This is a genomic window from Sphingomonas sp. GW821-FHT10F11, from assembly GCF_058809095.1.
The window spans coordinates 1,006,269-1,021,772 of record NZ_JBXASH010000001.1; the positions used below are offsets into that span (position 1 = coordinate 1,006,269).

14 protein-coding genes are annotated in these 15,504 nt (G+C 64.2%); 4 read left to right on the forward strand and 10 right to left on the reverse strand.

Features of this window, described 5'->3' with window-relative positions:
- Positions 1–18: 18 nt before the first annotated feature.
- The 10 genes from AC1RT8_RS04960 to carA all read right to left on the reverse strand — a co-directional run bounded on the left by AC1RT8_RS04960 (position 19) and on the right by carA (position 10,447).
- Positions 19–720 (reverse strand): hypothetical protein, encoded by a 702-nt coding sequence (locus tag AC1RT8_RS04960; protein ID WP_493074467.1) that lies wholly within the window; start codon positions 718–720, stop codon positions 19–21.
- 550 nt (positions 721–1,270) lie between these two features.
- Positions 1,271–2,137, reverse strand: a complete 867-nt coding sequence (locus AC1RT8_RS04965; protein WP_493074468.1) for a hypothetical protein — start codon at positions 2,135–2,137, stop codon at positions 1,271–1,273.
- Positions 2,137–2,760 (reverse strand): hypothetical protein, encoded by a 624-nt coding sequence (locus AC1RT8_RS04970; protein WP_493074469.1) that lies wholly within the window; start codon positions 2,758–2,760, stop codon positions 2,137–2,139. Before AC1RT8_RS04970 ends, AC1RT8_RS04965 begins: the two co-directional genes overlap by 1 nt.
- Positions 2,761–2,763: 3 nt before the next feature.
- On the reverse strand, positions 2,764–3,279 hold the full coding sequence (locus tag AC1RT8_RS04975; protein WP_493074470.1) for a hypothetical protein: 516 nt from the start codon (positions 3,277–3,279) through the stop codon (positions 2,764–2,766).
- Between the two features lie 598 nt (positions 3,280–3,877).
- Positions 3,878–4,447, reverse strand: coding sequence for a rhomboid family intramembrane serine protease (locus tag AC1RT8_RS04980; protein WP_493074471.1), 570 nt, complete (start codon positions 4,445–4,447; stop codon positions 3,878–3,880).
- Between the two features lie 65 nt (positions 4,448–4,512).
- Positions 4,513–4,989 (reverse strand): transcription elongation factor GreA, encoded by a 477-nt coding sequence (gene greA, locus AC1RT8_RS04985; RefSeq protein ID WP_372851374.1) that lies wholly within the window; start codon positions 4,987–4,989, stop codon positions 4,513–4,515.
- A 79-nt stretch (positions 4,990–5,068) separates the two neighbouring features.
- A complete protein-coding gene (gene carB / locus AC1RT8_RS04990) occupies positions 5,069–8,404 on the reverse strand; it encodes a carbamoyl-phosphate synthase large subunit (RefSeq protein WP_493074472.1) in 3,336 nt (1,111 codons plus the stop codon).
- A complete protein-coding gene (locus tag AC1RT8_RS04995) occupies positions 8,404–8,916 on the reverse strand; it encodes a hypothetical protein (RefSeq protein ID WP_493074473.1) in 513 nt (170 codons plus the stop codon). The genes carB and AC1RT8_RS04995 overlap by 1 nt, the downstream gene beginning before the upstream one ends.
- Positions 8,916–9,278 (reverse strand): ribonuclease E inhibitor RraB, encoded by a 363-nt coding sequence (locus AC1RT8_RS05000; RefSeq protein ID WP_493074474.1) that lies wholly within the window; start codon positions 9,276–9,278, stop codon positions 8,916–8,918. The genes AC1RT8_RS04995 and AC1RT8_RS05000 overlap by 1 nt, the downstream gene beginning before the upstream one ends.
- Positions 9,275–10,447, reverse strand: a complete 1,173-nt coding sequence (gene carA, locus AC1RT8_RS05005; RefSeq protein ID WP_493074475.1) for a glutamine-hydrolyzing carbamoyl-phosphate synthase small subunit — start codon at positions 10,445–10,447, stop codon at positions 9,275–9,277. The genes AC1RT8_RS05000 and carA overlap by 4 nt, the downstream gene beginning before the upstream one ends.
- Positions 10,448–10,575: 128 nt before the next feature.
- Here carA and AC1RT8_RS05010 point away from each other — a divergent pair, with 128 nt between their 5' ends.
- The 4 genes from AC1RT8_RS05010 (at position 10,576) to rpoD (ending at position 15,460) form a co-directional block, all read left to right on the forward strand.
- The gene (locus AC1RT8_RS05010) at positions 10,576–11,028 is read left to right on the forward strand and encodes a GatB/YqeY domain-containing protein (protein WP_493074476.1); all 453 of its coding nucleotides are present in this window, start codon (positions 10,576–10,578) and stop codon (positions 11,026–11,028) included.
- A gap of 129 nt (positions 11,029–11,157) precedes the next feature.
- On the forward strand, positions 11,158–11,559 hold the full coding sequence (locus AC1RT8_RS05015) for a GIY-YIG nuclease family protein (RefSeq protein WP_493074477.1): 402 nt from the start codon (positions 11,158–11,160) through the stop codon (positions 11,557–11,559).
- On the forward strand, positions 11,556–13,430 hold the full coding sequence (gene dnaG / locus AC1RT8_RS05020) for a DNA primase (protein WP_493074478.1): 1,875 nt from the start codon (positions 11,556–11,558) through the stop codon (positions 13,428–13,430). The genes AC1RT8_RS05015 and dnaG overlap by 4 nt, the downstream gene beginning before the upstream one ends.
- Complete coding sequence (rpoD, locus tag AC1RT8_RS05025; protein WP_493074479.1) at positions 13,430–15,460, forward strand: RNA polymerase sigma factor RpoD; 2,031 nt, start codon at positions 13,430–13,432, stop codon at positions 15,458–15,460. The genes dnaG and rpoD overlap by 1 nt, the downstream gene beginning before the upstream one ends.
- Positions 15,461–15,504 lie beyond the last annotated feature (44 nt).

A 15,504-nucleotide genomic window follows, 5' to 3' on the forward strand; every position in this document is an offset into this window, starting at 1 on the left:
TTGGCAGGCAAAGGACGACTACATCCCGGCCATCGCGGCCGGCGTGCCGTCAGACCAGGTCGGCGTGCCGACCAGGACGACCGAAACCGGCGGAAGCGTCGCTGCTTCGGCCGCGTGCTCCGGCAGGAAGAACCAGTAATTGCCGCCAAGGACGGGCGATCCGGCCGCGTTGGCGCCCCAATCGGCTCCGTCCTTGAACGGGATGTAGAACATCACATGTGCCATGCCGTGGGTGCCCAGATCGGTCAGGTACGCCGTCTTCGACATCATGAAGCACATCGCGCCCGCTTCCAGCGGCGGAATGTCGCCGCTGCGCAGCTTGGCCTTTATACGCTCCATGATGTCGGCATCGGTGCGACCGGCAAGCGTCATCGCCGTACGAAGCCTGGCGATCGGGGTCATCGAGCGTGCCGCCTGGGGATTGTCGCAACCCGCCGCCCGAATTTTCGGATTCCATCGTTCGGACCAGTCGCTGGCACTGGCGAAGCCGCGGGCCACCCAGCAGACAAAGCCATTGGTTCCTGAAACGGCGGTTTCGTAGCCGGTCGGGGTCATGACGAGAACGGTCGCATCCTTCGAGATCGAAGCGGGCGCCGCGCTCCTGGCGAGCGCGATTTCCTGGTCGCGGTCCATCAGATAGGCGTCGATCGGGGCCATGCGGGCATATGTCTCTGCCGGCCCGGCCGTAGCGCCGGTGACCATAAACGACGCGGACGCCATGAATATGGCCCTGGTCGCCAGCCTGGCGACCGCATTCCAAATCGAGCGGCGGACGGGCCTCTCGCCGTCAGCGGCTTTTTTCCGAGACATCACCAAACGCATCGTCTTGCCTCCGTTGTGCAGGCCTCTCCCGTGGAGTGGCATCGGAACGACGAATGAGCGGATCGATATTCGACATCGTCTCGTAACTTTTTTCTACAGAAGATGCGGACGACGAATGGCTGCTTTTGGGATCGGCGCCAATTTCATTGATGACCGGAATTGGCCAGAGCGGCCGCTGATGACTGGATGAACAAGCGAATTCCGGTGACAATGCAGTCTGCCACCGGAATTCCCCGCTAGCCGACCGGCGGCTTTTCACTGATTCCGCGCTCGGCTGCTAGATCGGCTGACTTGGCTTGGCAGCTTGCGGAAAGACTGCTTCTGGCACCGTGCATGCGATATGCGGCCATTCAATCCGGCAAGACGAGAGGGTCGGCGGTGCTTGGCTGGCAAATAAATGCTGTCACCGGAATTTAAAAAGACGAACTGTCACAGCTGTCCCGAACGTTCAGTCCCGTGCGCTCGGACCTGGTCCGTCCGCGTCGAACTCGCGTGCTAGCCTGAATGGCAGTGAGGCGGCAACCCCGCGTTCGCCCACGATACGGAGCGCCTCACCTTCCACGTCCGGGCCGCCGGCCTTCGCTGCGAGACCCAACGCGAGCAGATCGAAATCAATGAGCTCGGCGGGCTGGTGAAGCCGCCGCCAATGGAACCCATCCAGCTGCGCCGTCTCCACGAGCTCGCGCCGGCGAATGGCTAAGCCAGTCAGAGTTTCGCGGCCCTTGCCGCCGAGGTCACCGGAGCGCAGTTCATCGAGCAAGCCGATATAGCGCCCTAGCGTCACGCCGGTAGCGCCGAACGGCAGTCCCCAATAGGCGGCGAGACGTTCGCGCACGATACCCTGAGCGCCGGCGAGCCCAGTCTTAGTTGCGATATCCGCCTGGATGAGACTGAGCAGTTGGCGCGGGTTGCGGGCTGCCTGGCGCACGAACGGCCTGCTCGCACCCTCGCCGCGCCCGCGCCATTCAGGGTCCATCACCGCCTCGTCGATCCACGCCGTGGTGTCTTGCACGCCCGCCCAATGGCCGTCACCGAGGCGAAGGAGGAAAGCGCCATAGAATAGGCCCAGACGGAGCCATTCCGTCCCGGCCCATGTGAACTCTGCCTTCGCATTCTTGGTGTCCCCCAGCAGCAGGGCGATCGCAGCAGCATCGCGGCGCAAGGTGGCGGCGCAGGCGCGGTGGAGATCGGTTCGGGCCTCCTCGGCCGGGCTGCCAGCAAGTATATCGCGGGCCTGGGCGCGCTCGCGCAGGAAATAGAACCGGCGCCGCGCCATGGCGTCGTTGAAACCGAGATCGGCGGTGTAGGCAACCATCAGAAATGCTCCCGCACGTTCAGGATCGGCGCGGGTCCCATGAACCTGGGGTTGATGCAGATATCCTGAGCGGCGGTCGCGTTGTTCGAGAGGTCCCACCATTCGACGCGTTCGATCTGGTTGGACGGAATGTGGATCTTCGCGGTGACCTCGCCTTCGAGTTGGAAGGGTGACCAGCGATGATAGACATTGAGGTCGCGGATCGCTTCGGCGACGCCGCTCAGTTGGACCGCCGGATTGAGGCTGGTGACGATCCAGCCGTAGAAAAGGCAGCCCGGATGGCTGCCGGCATCGGTCGCGAAATCGAGCGCGGTATCGACGGCGGAATAGACGCTGTTGCGGCGGATCAGTACGTCGCGCTCCACGCAGCCCGAGGCGAGCGAGATGAATGGCGTCTCGTCGCCGAAGCTGTCGTAATCATGCACGTGCCGCTCAAGGTTATATTCGGTCAGAACCGCGTCGACCTCGGAAGGGGAGATTTTGCAACCGGGCTTGTTGCGCCACCAGTTGGAGGTGATGCCGTGCCCGTTTAGTAGCAGCGCCTGGGCTTCGTGCCACTGCAGCCCAGAATTGCCGGCGGCGTCTCGACTGCCGATGCCCTTGACGAACCATTGCACGTACATGGGTCAGCTCCTGTTGCGCGCGAGGACGTCAAGAACGAGATGGATGAGTTCGTCGGGGCGACGAGTGATCCCGAAGGCCGCGGCTGGCACCGGTTTGCGCACCTCGTCGACATAAAGGATGACCGGCGGCGCGTTGCCAAGAGCGGCGAGTTCGTCGGCGAAGACGAGGCCCGCCTTAGGATCGTCACCGCGTGCGACGTCCGACAGGATAACATCGTAACGGACACGCCGCAGCGCGCCGCGCGCCGCCTCGCTCGATTCCTGCAGGTCGACCCGCGCCCCGGCTTCCTCGAAGAGTGCGATCTCATGTCGGTTGTTCTCGGGCTCATCGTCGATCCACAGAATGCGGGCGCCCTTGACCAGCTCGATCGAACGGGCGAGACGGCGGGAGGCGTGACCCAGCTCCGCAGGCGGCAGGACCTGCTCGCGGTTCTCGGCGGCCTGTTCGAGTGCGTTGCGGAACTCGACCTCGACGCCGGCCAAGGTGAATTTCTGCACGCGGCTGAGCAGTTCGAACAACCGCTTGCGCCCGATCCACCGCAAGGCCCAGAGCAGAAAGGCAACCCACAGGAGATGCGGACCGAGCGCATTCACGGTCTCCCACGGGAACGAGGCCCCCTTCTCGGCTGGGCCGATATGTATGTCGAGCATCCTTACCCCCTTGTAGGCGCGGCCCCCGTCCGCCTTTCGCTGATTAGCGTTGTGCCCTCGCCAGCGCGACTATAATCCGGGTCGTTTCCGTTCTACCCTGTCGCCATGGCAAAAGCCGAAGACACTCGCGCATCGATCACCCGGCAACTGCCGCCAGAGCAGGCGCGCCTGCTGGCGCGGTTCGGAGAGGCGTCACACCGTCTCCACCACCTCGAAATCCAGGCACTTCGCCTCACGACTGCGATCGAATTCACTCATCTCCTAAGCGAGCTTAGAGAACTGGGCGTGCCGCCGGACGATATGATCGAGGCCCTGCGGACGGCCGACGCCAATTGCGAGCACTGCGTTGCCGGCGCGTCTCACCCGGTGCGACCGCAAGCCCCATCGGGCCCGCCCTATTACCGGGTACTTCGTCCTATATCCTGATCGAGCAGCGAAACTCGAACGGACCGCAGACACCCCCCCCTCAAGCCTTGCGATAAGCCCAGGCCAACAACGGTCGCGCCAACGCCACCCCCGCCAGCAACCCGCCGACCGGCTCGACGATCGTCACCGACACCGCAAAGCTCTGCGCAATCACGGCAAACGCGATCTGGATCGCCATCCAGATGCCCGCGAGGATCGCGATCTGGGTCAACCGGTTATGGTGCCGCGCGATCGGAATGGCGTCCGGCACGCCGTACAACATGAAATAGGCGCCGATCACCGCGAACACCGGCGCGTCGAGCCCGGCACTCGCCAGCGCCGATCCCGGCGTCAGGATCAGCCGCGCCAGCGCGCCGCCATAGGCGCCCGCGACGAAGATCACGCCCAGCCCAAGCGGATTGATCGCCTTTTCGACATAGCGGCCGGCGATCAGCAGGAAGATCAGGTTGAAGATCGCCGACACGAAATCGCGCGCCAGGAAGGCGGAGGCGAGCGGCGAGAGCCACGACCGGATCGGATCGTTGCTCCACCCGCCGGCCAGGAAATCCCCCGGCGTGAAGCCGAACCAGATCGCGGCCGCATCCAGCCCGAGCACCGCCGTGGCGAGCAAGACGGTAAAGACCGACAGCGCAACCAGCGCGTCGGTGAACCGGCCCCGCGGAAGATCGATTCCGTTCAGATGAATTCGATCTTCGAGACGACGTAATAACGGTCGCCCGACGGCACCGTCACTTCGACTTCGTCATCGACCTTGCGCCCGATCAGGGCACGGCCGAGCGGCGAGTTGTACGAAATGCGCCCGCCCTTGGCGTCGGCCTCGGTCTGGCCGACGATCTGGTAGCGGATCGGCTTCTCGTCCTCGTCGAGCAGGGTGACGGTCGCGCCGAACACGACCTTGTCGCCCGACAGGTCGCGCGGATCGATCACCTGCGCGCGGCTCAGCTTGTCCTCGATGTCGGAGATCGACGCCTCGATCTGCCCCTGCCGCTCCTTGGCGGCATGATATTCGGCGTTTTCGGAAAGGTCGCCATGCGCGCGCGCTTCCTCGATCGCGTCGACGATGGTCGGGCGCTCCGCTTTCAGCCGCTTCAGGTCCGCATTGAGCTTTTCATAGCCCTCCTGCAGCATCGGCATCTTGTCGACGGTCGCCATCCCTTTAGGTCCTTCGTCAAAAAATCACTTGAAGCCGGCCCTCACGGACCCGCCCGCACGTCTTCTCTCATGTGGGAAATTATTTGTGCGAGTGCGAATAATAGGATTGCAAGGGCCGCACTTCAAGGCTGCGTGTCGCGAGCGCCACGATCGCCTGTGCCGCAGCGACACTGGCGGGGGCCGTGGTGAAGTACGGGATCTTCTGATTCAGCGCCGAAGCGCGGATCGGCTGCGAGTCCTTCAGCGACTGCCAGCCTTCCGTCGTGTTGAAGATCAGGTCGATCTGGCCGTCCTTGATCCGGTCGACGATATGCGGCCGGCCCTGCGCCACCTTGTTGACCCGCTCGACCAGCACGCCGTGCGCCGACAGATAATCCGCCGTGCCGCCAGTCGCGACGATCGCAAAGCCGTTCTCGGCAAGCAGCTTCACACCCGGCAGGACAACCGGCTTGTCGCCGTCCTTCACGCTGACGAACAGGGTGCCGCTCTTCGGCAGCACATTGCTCGCGCCGAGCTGCGATTTGGCGAAGGCCATGACGAAATCGCTATCGATCCCCATCACTTCGCCGGTGGACTTCATTTCCGGTGAGAGCACCGGATCGATCCCCGGGAAGCGATTGAACGGGAACACTGCTTCCTTCACCGCGACATAATCGATCGCGCGATCGATCCTGGGCAGGTCGGCGAGCTTCTCGCCCGCCATCACCCGTGCCGCGATCTTGGCGATCGGCGCGCCGATCGCCTTGGCGACGAACGGCACCGTCCGGCTGGCGCGCGGATTGACCTCGATGAGGTAAACGAGGCCGTCCTTCACCGCGAACTGGATGTTCATCAGCCCGACCACCGACAGCGCCTTGGCGAGCAGGGTCGTCTGGCGCTCGATCTCGGCGATGATCTCGTCGGACAGGCTGTAGGGCGGGATCGAGCAGGCGCTGTCGCCCGAATGCACGCCGGCTTCCTCGATATGCTGCAGCACGCCGGCGACCGTCACATCGGTGCCGTCGGAGATCGCGTCGACATCCACCTCGATCGCATCGCGCAGATACTGGTCGATCAGCACGGGCGAGTCGCCCGACACCTGCACCGCGGTCTGGATATAATCGTCGAGCTGCGCCGGGCCGTCGACGATCTCCATCGCCCGGCCGCCCAGCACATAGCTCGGCCGCATCAGCACGGGATAACCGATCCGCTCGGCCACCTTGATCGCCTCGTCGCGGCTGCGCGCGATGCCATTGGCCGGCTGGAGCAGGCCGAGCTTGGTGATCAGCGCCGCGAACCGCTCGCGGTCCTCGGCCAGGTCGATCGCGTCGGGGCTGGTGCCCAGAATCGGAATGCCGGCCTGTTCCAGCGCATGCGCCAGGTTGAGCGGGGTCTGGCCGCCGAACTGGACGATCACGCCGACCAAAGTGCCGTTCTGCTGCTCGACATGCAGGATCTCGAGCACGTCCTCGGCGGTCAGCGGCTCGAAATAGAGCCGGTCCGAGGTGTCGTAATCGGTCGACACCGTCTCCGGGTTGCAGTTGACCATGATCGTCTCATAGCCCGCGTCCGCCAGCGCGAAGCAGGCATGGCAGCAGCAATAATCGAACTCGATACCCTGCCCGATCCGGTTCGGCCCGCCGCCCAGGATGACGATCTTGCGCCGGTCCGACGGCATGGCCTCATTCTCGGGCTCGCCGAAGCTCGGCGCTTCATAGGTCGAGTACATGTAAGGCGTCTTTGCCTCGAACTCGGCCGCGCAGGTGTCGATCCGCTTGAACACCGGCCGCACGCCGAGCTTGTGGCGGAGCTTGCGCACCTCATCCTCGGTCACGCCGCCGGTCATTGCGACTACTGCGTCGTGAATCAGGCCCGACCCACGTGCGATGCTGCGGTCCATGCCGCCGTGCAAATTGGCCGATTTCAGTGCGAGCCAGGCAAGCCGCTTGTCGCTGAAACCCATCGACTTGAGCCGCCGCATGCCCGCGGCGTCCTGCGGCAGGCCACCTCGGCACACTTCCTCCTCGGCGTCGATGATCTCGGCGATCCGCTCCAGGAACCAGGGATCGTATTTCGCGATCGCGTGCACTTCGGCGACGGTGAAGCCTTCGCGCAGCGCCTGTGCCGCTACCAGCAGCCGGTCCGGCGTGGCCCGGGCCAGTGCCGCCTCGATCGCATCGCGCGGTGCGCCGACCAGCGCGTCGACCTGGTTGAAGCCGCTCAGGCCCGTCTCCAGCCCGCGCAGTGCCTTCTGCATCGATTCATGGATGTTGCGGCCTATCGCCATCACTTCGCCGACCGATTTCATCGCGGTCGACAGGATCGGCTCGGCGCCCTTGAACTTCTCGAAGGCGAAGCGCGGGATCTTGGTGACGACATAGTCGATCGTCGGCTCGAACGAAGCCGGGGTCGCGCCGGTGATGTCGTTGATGATCTCGTCGAGCGTGTAGCCGACCGCCAGCTTGGCCGCGACCTTGGCGATCGGGAAACCCGTCGCCTTGGAGGCGAGCGCCGACGAGCGCGACACGCGCGGGTTCATCTCGATGACGACGAGGCGGCCATCCTTGGGATTGACCGCGAACTGCACATTGGAGCCGCCCGTCTCGACGCCGATCTCGCGCAGCACCGCGATGCTCGCGTTGCGCATGATCTGATATTCCTTGTCGGTCAGCGTCAGTGCCGGTGCGACGGTGATGGAATCGCCCGTATGGACGCCCATCGGATCGACATTCTCGATCGAGCAGATGATGATGCAATTGTCGTTGCGGTCGCGCACGACCTCCATCTCATATTCTTTCCAGCCGAGCAGCGATTCCTCGATCAGCACTTCGGTGGTGGGCGACGCGTCGAGCCCTTTGCGGACGATCTCCTCGAACTCGGCGCGGTTATAGGCAATGCCCCCGCCCGATCCGCCCATGGTAAAGCTCGGGCGGATGATTGCCGGCAGGCCGGTCGTCTCGAGCCCGGCCACTGCCTCTTCCAGCGTGTGCGCAATGGCCGAGCGCGCCGATTCCAGCCCGATCTTGTCCATCGCGTCGCGGAATTTCAGCCGGTCCTCGGCCTTGTCGATCGCCTCGGCATCGGCGCCGATCATCTGGACGCCGTATTTCGCCAGGGTGCCGTCGTTGAACAGCGCCAGCGCGGTGTTGAGCGCGGTCTGCCCGCCCATCGTCGGCAGGACCGCGTCCGGCCGCTCCTTCTCGATGATCTTGGCGACGATCTCGGGCGTGATCGGCTCGACATAGGTCGCGTCCGCGAGCTCGGGGTCGGTCATGATCGTCGCCGGGTTCGAATTGACCAGGACGATGCGATAGCCTTCCTCGCGTAGCGCCTTGATCGCCTGCGTGCCGGAATAATCGAACTCGCACGCCTGGCCGATGACGATCGGGCCCGCGCCGATGACGAGGATCGAGGAGATGTCAGTGCGTTTTGGCATTATGTGGTGCTTTGGTCCTTCGCGTCTTCTGCTGGCTCAGGCGGATAGACGTTGGGTTTGTCGGTCATCAGCTTGTCGACGGCGGCAAAGGCCTCGCCGAAGCCGGTCATCACGGTCGCCTCGGCCGCGGGGTCGACCGCGCAGGTCTTGGCGAAATCGACGAAGGCCTCATGGACCTGCTTGCGGACCTCCGCCGCACGGTCCGCCGGCGGATCGCCGAAGTCGAAGCCCGAATTATAGCTCAGGCCCTTGCAGCCGTTGATCGCCTTGAACTCGGCCTGGATGCTGCCGGCGGTGTTGCTCTCGCTCGGGCGGTAGATCAGGTCGATCTCGGGAATGACCTTTTCGATCGTCACCAGCCGGTCGCTGTCGTCGCCGGGCTTGTGGCCGACATCCGCCAGTTTCCAGCCCGCCGCGATCGGGGTCAGGCTGTCCTGCGCCATGCTCGCGCCGGCGCACAGGAACAGGCCGGCCGCGAGGGCGGTAGCGGAAATGGCGGAGCGCGCGATCATCACTGGGCCGGCCCGGTCTCGGCCGCGCAGCCCCAGCCCTCATATTCCACGTCGTAGAGGATCTCGATCTGCAGGCATTGCAGGGTCAGCGCCTTGATCGATGCGGCATCGGCCTTCTGGTGGCGCGCGAGGAACAGCGAGATGCCGCCATCCTCATTCTCTTCGCGCTCGATCACCGAGAAACCGAACTGCCCGGCTTCCTCGGCCAGCTGGTCCAGCGCGTCTTCCTCGCCGGCAAAGCTGACATCGACCAGCCGCTCCAGCTCGGGCCGGTCGCCGCCCTCGGCGAGCCGCGCGAGCACGTCCCGGTCGCCGAGCCATTCCTGCTCGAACCGGGTCTGGTCCACTTCGGGAAGGCTCATGCCGCTTTCTCCAGTGACCCGACGAACTTCTCGAACAGATAGAAGCTGTCCTGCGGGCCCGGGCTCGCCTCGGGGTGATATTGCACGCTGAACGCCGGCCGGTCGGTCAGCTCGAACCCGGCGTTCGATCCGTCGAACAGCGACACATGAGTCTCGCGCGCCGTTGCCGGCAGCGTCTCGCTGCGTACTGCGAAGCCATGGTTCATGCTGGTGATCTCGACGGCGCCGTCGCTCAGCCGCTTGACCGGATGGTTCGCGCCGCGATGGCCCTGGAACATCTTGGTCGTCTCCGCCCCCACCGCAAGGCCGAGCAGCTGGTGGCCGAGGCAGATGCCGAACAGCGGGATGCGCGTCTCGAGCAATTGCTGGATCACCGGCACCGCATACTCACCGGTCGCGGCGGGGTCGCCCGGGCCGTTCGACAGGAAGATGCCGTCGGGCTTCAGCGCCATGACCTGCTCGAAACTGGCGGAGGCGGGCAGCACGCTAACCTTCGCACCGGCTCTCACCAGATTGCGATAAATGTTTCGTTTAGCGCCATAATCGATCGCCACGACATGTGGCCGCGCATCCCCCGAATCCATGGTCCCGTATCCGAACCCCAGCCGCCAGATGCCGCCCTCCCAGCCATAATGCGTCTCGGTGGTGACCGAAATGGCGAGGTCCATGCCCTCGAGCCCCGGCCATGCCCTGGCCATCTCCAGCAGCAGCGGAAGATCGAACTTCCCGTCCGCCCGGTGCGAGATCACGCCATTGGGCGCCCCGCCGGTCCGGATCCGCCGGGTCAGCGCCCGCGTATCGATGCCGGACAGGCCGATTCGGTCGTGCCGCTTCATCCAGTCGTCGAGCCGCTCGACCGAGCGGAAATTGGACGGCGCGGTCACATCCTCGCGCACGATGATACCCAGCGCATGTGGGTCGTTCGCCTCGATGTCCTCGGGGTTCGCGCCGACATTACCGATGTGCGGGAAGGTGAAGGTGATGATCTGCCCGGCAAAGGACGGATCGGTCATCACTTCCTGATAGCCGGTCATCGCGGTGTGGAAGCACACTTCGCCCACCGCCTCGCCTTCAGCGCCGAATCCGCGCCCCCACGCAATGTCCCCATTGGCGAGGACGAGAACCCCCGTCGCTCCTTCGGGCGCAGTTACGGGTTTGGCGTCGGCCATCGTGGCGGGCACTCCTTCGGGTTTCGATGTCGCTAAGCGGCGGTCGCTAAGCCTCGCGGGGCGGAGCGTCAATCTGTTAAAGATCGGGCCGCCGCGCTATCTGTGTGGATTACCGAAAAGGACCGACAATGATTCGCGACGACATCAAGGCCGCGCTCATCACCGCTATGAAGGGCGGAGACAAACAAGGCACCGCCGCCCTCCGCCTGATCCAGTCAGCGATCAAGAACCGCGACATCGAAGCGCGCACCGGCAAGGCGCCGGAGGACGACGACACGCTGGTGGTCGAGGTGCTGCAGAAGATGGTCAAGCAGCGCCGCGAATCGATCGACATGTTCGTGAAGGGCAACCGCCAGGAACTCGCCGACGCCGAATCCGCCGAGGTCGCTGTGATCGAGCGCTTCCTGCCGCAGCAGATGAGCGAGGCCGAGACATCGGCCGCGATCGAGGCGATCAAGGCCGAGCTGGGCGCGAGCGGCATGAAGGACATGGGCCGCGTGATGGCTGAACTGAAGGCGCGGCATGCGCAGAGCCTGGATATGAGCAAGGCGAGCGGGCTGGTGAAGGCGGCTTTGGCGTAAAAAATCGTTACGATCGGACTTCACCCCCCTCCGTTCGTTTCAAGCGAAGTCGAGAAACCGGGCTGGCAACGCCCTCAATGTGTCTCGACGACGCTCGACACGAACGGGGAGCGTGGGGCACAATGCACCATGGCTTTCTGGGCATATATTTTGCGGTGCGCGGACGGCAAATTCTATACCGGCCACACCGATAACCTCGATCGGCGCATCGGGGAGCACCAGAGTGGTGGGCACTGCGATTTCACTTCGCGCCGACTTCCGGTGGAACTCGTCTGGAGCCAGGATTTTCCGTCGCGGATCGAAGCGCTGGAAGCTGAACGAGTCGTCAGTGGCTGGTCCAGAGGCAAGAAAGAAGCACTGATCGTCGGTAACTGGTCGATGGTCTCGTATCTCTCGAAGCCACCCAAGGAAAGAAACGAACATCCCGTGCCACATGGTTTCTCGACTTCGCTCGAAACGAACGGTGGGGTGGGTAACTCCGCATACGAGCAGGGGAGCGGAAATGCGCGCCCGGATGAGGCTCTGCAATGAGCCTCTCCCCCCAATTCCTCGACGAGCTCCGCAGCCGCACCCTGCTTTCGGCGCTGATCGGCCGCACCACAAAGCTGCAAAAGGCCGGCCGGGAATTCCGCGCCTGCTGTCCGTTCCACAACGAGAAGAGCCCAAGCTTCTACGTCAACGACGACAAGGCGTTTTACCATTGCTTCGGCTGCGGCGCGCATGGCGACGCGATCCGCTGGATGACCGACCAGCGCGGCCTGCCCTTCATGGATGCGGTGAAGGAACTGGCCCAGGCCGCGGGCATGGAAATGCCGGCGATGGACCCGCGCGCGGCCGAAAAGGCGGAGCAGGCCAAGGGCCTGCATGACGCGATGAAAGCCGCGGCCGACTGGTTCGAAGGCCAACTCGGCGGCCTCGATGGCGGCGAGGCGGTGGCGCTGCTCAAGCGCCGGGGGATTACGGATCAGGCGCGGCGGGATTTCGGCCTTGGTTTCGCCCCCGATTCGCGCGGCAAGCTGCGCACCGCCCTGCGCGACTTCGGCGATCCGATGCTGGTCGAGACAGGCTTGCTCATCAAGGTTGACGACAAGGAGCCCTATGACCGCTTCCGCGGCCGGTTGATGATCCCGATCCGTGACCCGCGCGGGCGGACGATCGCGTTCGGCGGGCGCATCATCGGCGACGGCGAGCCCAAATATCTGAACTCCCCCGAAACCCCGCTCTTCGACAAGGGCCGCACGCTCTACAATCTCGATCGCGCCGCTCCCGCCAGCCGCAAGTCGGGCCGCGTGCTGGTGGTCGAGGGCTATATGGACGTCATCGCGCTCGCCCAGGCCGGCTTCGGCGAAGTGGTGGCGCCGCTCGGCACCGCACTGACCGAGGCGCAGCTCGAACGGCTCTGGCGCCTCTCCGACATACCGATCCTCTGCTTCGACGGTGATTCGGCCGGGCAGAAGGCGGCGATGCGTGCCGCACACCGCGCGCTGCCAATGCTCGCCCCGGGCCGCAGCCTTGCCTTCGTCACCCTGCCCGAAGGTGTCGATCCCGACGATCTGGTCCGCATGAAGGGACCCGCGGCGTTCGAGGAATTGCTCCGCGCACCCGAACCGCTGGTCGACCGCCTCTGGGCGCACGAACTCACCGCCGAGCCGCTCAACACGCCCGAACAAAAGGCGGGCCTGAAGATGCGCCTCAACGAGATCGCCCAATCGATCGCCGACAAGAATGTCAGCGTGGAATATCAGGCCGAATTCCGCCGCCGCTTCGACGATCTCTACGCCCGGGTCCGCGAGCCCTTCCGCCCCTTCCAGCCGGCGGCGAAGCGCAAACCCGGCCAGAAATGGAAGGCGCCCGATCCCCCAGTCGGCGAGGTCGCAAAGGGCGTCCGCGCCATCGGAATCGACCGGATCCTAGCCAAAGCGGTGCTCGCCGGCCTGATCCGCCACCCGGCCGAAATCGCCCGTCACATGGAGGTTCTCGGCTCGCTGAAGCTCGCCGACGGCGCCCTTGGGCGGCTGTTCGAGGCGGTCGTCGATCTTGCCGTCGAAGACCAGGCGCTTGATAGCGAGCGCTTGCTCACCATATTGTCGAAATCAGGATTCGATAACATCGCCAGCAATCTGCTACGGGCCGACCAATTATCGTGGTCGTTCACGCTGAAAGGCGCCGAACCCGCGAGAGCGAGGGAGGACCTGGACGAAGCCATCGCCATTCTGGTGGCGCGGCCGGAAGTGGATGCGGCACTGGCGGAAGCAACGGCGGCGCTCATGGCGCGTTATTCGGATGAAGCCTTTGAACGGCAGGTTTCGCTGGTGAAGGAACAACAGGCGCTCGACGCACGACTTGCAAATCTGGTGCAAGCGAACGAAGACGCCAGAGCTTTAGGTACCGAGGGCAATTAATGGCGAAGACGGAAATGGCGGACGTCGCTGACACGACCGAGAACAGCGATGCGCCGCTGATCGACTTGAACGATGCGTCGATCAAGAAGCTGGTCGCCCGCGCGAAGAAGCGTGGCTACATCACCTATGAGCAGCTCAACGAGGCGCTGCCGCAGGATCAGATGTCGTCGGATCAGCTCGAGGACGTGATGTCCGCGCTGAACGAGATGGGCATCAATATCGTCGAGAACGACGAAGCCGGCGAGGACGGCGAAGACGGCGATCAGCCCGAGGACGAGGTCGAATCGGTCGATTCGTCCGAGGAAAGCGCGCCCGCGCTCGAGACCAAGAAGAAAGAGGTCATCGACCGCACCGACGATCCGGTGCGCATGTACCTGCGCGAGATGGGCGCGGTCGAGCTGCTCAGCCGCGAGGGCGAGATCGCCATCGCCAAGCGCATCGAGGCCGGCCGCGACACGATGATCCTCGGCCTCTGCGAGAGCCCGATCACCTTCAACGCGATCATCGACTGGTCGACCGCGCTCAACGAAGGCACGATGCAGCTGCGCGAGATCCTCGATCTCGACGCGATGCTGTCGAAGGACCCCGCGCCCGAGTCGCTGACCGACGAGGACGCCGAGGGTTCGGGCGAGATTTCCGAAAAGACCGCCGGCCCATCCTTCAAGGAAGAGGAAGAGCCGGAAGAGCCCGCCGCCGACGAGGATGAGGATTCGATGACCGAGCGGCGCACGCCGCGGCCGTCGGATGACGAGGAAGAGGACAACACCCTCAGCCTGGCCCAGATGGAAGAGCAGCTCAAGCCGCAGGCGCTCGAGCGGTTCGCCAACATCACGGCGATCTACAAGAAATTCTCGAAGATGCAGCAGCAGCGGCTCGAGGCGATGGCCGCGGGCGGCGAACTGTCGGGTGCCGACGAGCGCAAATACCAGAAGCTGCGCGAAGATCTCACCGCCGAGGTCGAGAGCGTCCAGTTCCACAATGCGAAGATCGAATATCTCGTCGATCAACTCTATGCCTTCAACCGGCGCCTGACCGCGCTGGGTGGCCAGATGCTGCGCCTTGCCGAGCGTCACAAGGTGCCGCGCAAGGACTTTCTCGATCGCTATATCGGCCATGAGCTGGACGAGCAGTTCCTGCCCAGCGTGTCGAAGCTCGACAAGAAATGGACGGCTTTCGTCGTCAATGAGAGCGATGCGGTCGACCGTATCCGCATCGAGATTTCGGAGATCAGCCAGGCGACCGGCATGTCGCTCGGCGAGTTCCGCCGCATCGTCAACATGGTCCAGAAGGGCGAGCGCGAGGCGCGGATCGCCAAGAAGGAAATGGTCGAGGCGAATCTGCGCCTCGTGATCTCGATCGCGAAGAAATACACCAATCGCGGCCTTCAGTTCCTGGATCTCATCCAGGAGGGCAATATCGGCCTGATGAAGGCAGTCGATAAGTTCGAATATCGCCGCGGCTACAAATTCTCGACCTATGCCACCTGGTGGATCCGCCAGGCGATCACCCGCTCGATCGCCGACCAGGCCCGCACGATCCGTATCCCGGTCCATATGATCGAGACGATCAACAAGCTGGTGCGGACCAGCCGCCAGTTCCTCCACGAGCAGGGCCGCGAGCCCACGCCCGAGGAAATGGCCGAGCGCCTGTCGATGCCGCTCGAAAAGGTCCGCAAGGTGATGAAGATCGCCAAGGAGCCGATCAGTCTCGAAACGCCGATCGGCGATGAGGAGGATTCGCATCTCGGCGATTTCATCGAGGACAAGAACGCGGTCATCCCGGTCGACGCGGCGATCCAGGCGAACCTCAAGGAAACGGTCACCCGCGTCCTGGCGAGCCTCACCCCGCGCGAGGAGCGCGTGCTGCGCATGCGCTTCGGCATCGGCATGAACACCGATCACACGCTGGAGGAGGTTGGCCAGCAATTCTCGGTGACGCGCGAGCGTATCCGCCAGATCGAGGCGAAGGCGCTCAGGAAGCTCAAGCATCCGTCGCGGAGCCGCAAGATGCGCAGCTTCCTCGATCAATAGGCGCAGCGACGCGGCGGGCCCGGCAATACGGCCCGCCGCGCCCT